This window comes from Microbispora sp. NPDC004025 (assembly GCF_053604425.1).
The window spans coordinates 1-1,747 of record NZ_JBSGHN010000043.1 but is presented as its reverse complement, the minus strand read 5'-3'; the positions used below and the strand labels follow the sequence as shown (position 1 = coordinate 1,747).

Genomic DNA, 1,747 nt, shown 5'->3' with positions numbered 1-1,747 from the left:
TTGTTGCCGTACACCCGCAACTCGCCCGCGCTGGTGGAGGTCCACTTCTGGTTGTTCTGGCCGTTGCAGTCCCAGATCAGCACCGTCGCGCCGTTCGACTGCGACGCGCCGTTCACGTCCAGGCAACGACCCGACCCCACACCCTTGAGCGCGCTCGTGCCTCCTGCGGGCGGAGTGCCCGTCGGAGTCGAGGTGGGTGTGGAGGTCGGGGTCGAGGTCGGACTGGCCGTCGGACCGCCGCCGGGCGGGTCGAGCGGGCAGCTGGCCATGTACTTGGAGATGCCGTTCGCGTTGGTCAGCGACGGGCACAGGAACGGCGCGTAGCGGGTGTCCCTGTCGACGAACAGCTTCAGCCAGATCATCATGGTGCGCGCGAAGGCGCCCGAGTTGCCGCCGCCGCCACCGGCGGGGAAGCCGTGGCCCTCGTTCGCGATCTCGACGTACGCGCGCTCGACGCTGCCGGGAATCGTGTTGTACGCGTTCTGGGCGTACTGCGGGGTCACCGTTCCGTCGGTCTGGCCGGCGAAGATGATCGTCGGGCTCTTGATGCCCGACAGGCTGCCGTCGGGCACGTACGGCGCCTGCCCGACCGCGGTCAGCAGCGAGGGCCGCTGGTCGGCCGCGAGGATGGCCCCGCCGCCGCCCATCGAGTGGCCGCCCACCGCCAGCCGGTCGCGGTCGACCCGGTCCCGTACGGAACTGCTGTTGACCAGGTAGTCCAGCGCGGCGAGCAACTGCGCGGCCCGGGCGTCGGCGTAGTCGTTGAGGGTGTTGGTCTCGATCCCGATCACGACGAACCCGAACGAGGCGAGCCTCGGGCCCTGCCAGGCGTAGTAGCTCCAGGCGGTGCCGAAGCCGGGGGCGATCGCGATCGCGCCGAAGGTGCCCTGGCTGGTGTCGGTCGGGTAGTAGATGACCCCGCCGCCGAATCCGTTGCCCCTGGGAACGGTCACCTGGGCGGTGGCGAAGGGACCGCGGTCCGCGGCGATGCTCGCCGCGGTGGGCGCGGGCCCGCGCTGGTAGGGGTTGTCGGCGGCGGACGCGGCGGACGGCCATCCCGCCGCGCCGGCCATCGCCAGGAGAACGGCCACGATCCCGGCGAGGACGGCGGCTCCGAAGCGCCGCGGTCCGATGTCGTACTCGGGGAGCGCCCTGCGGGAGGCCGGCTCCGGGACTTGCGGTGAGGACACTACTGCTCCTGCGGGATGGGGGCCTCGCGTTCGAGGGGTGCGGCCGAGGCGGCCGGCGCGGACGAGAGCGGCTCTACAGGTGCCCGGAACCGGAAGGGCGCGGCGTGCCGCCGGATCCGCCGATCCGGCGGCGGCCGCCGCACCGTGCTCCGCCGGGGCGAGGGGTCGCCCCGGCGGAGCCTTGTGTCAGATGCGGGTCCACTTCTGGTTGTTGCCGCCGGTGCACGACCAGATCTGCACCTTGGTGCCGTTGGCGGTGCCGTTCCCGGACACGTCCAGGCACTTGTTGGCCCCGACCGCGGTGATCGTGCCGTCGGAGTTCAGGCGCCACTTCTGGTTGTTCTGGCCGTTGCAGTCCCAGATGATCACCGCGCTGCCGTCGGCGGTGCCGCCGCCGTTGACGTCCAGGCACTTGTTGCCGTACACCCGCAACTCGCCCGCGCTGGTGGAGGTCCACTTCTGGTTGTTCTGGCCGTTGCAGTCCCAGATCAGCACCGTCGCGCCGTTGCTCTGCGACGCGCCGTTCACGTCCAGGCAACGACCCGACCCCACGCCCC

At 71.4% G+C, this 1,747-nt stretch carries 2 protein-coding genes; both read right to left on the bottom strand.

Annotation, left to right across the window (positions count from 1 at the left end; all coding sequences use genetic code 11):
* The coding region (locus tag ACWEQG_RS38995) for a poly(ethylene terephthalate) hydrolase family protein (protein ID WP_452292685.1) at positions 1–1,190 on the bottom strand (1,190 nt) is incomplete at its 3' end.
* A gap of 186 nt (positions 1,191–1,376) precedes the next feature.
* On the bottom strand, positions 1,377–1,747 hold a 371-nt coding region (locus ACWEQG_RS38990), incomplete at its 5' end, for an RICIN domain-containing protein (RefSeq protein ID WP_452292683.1).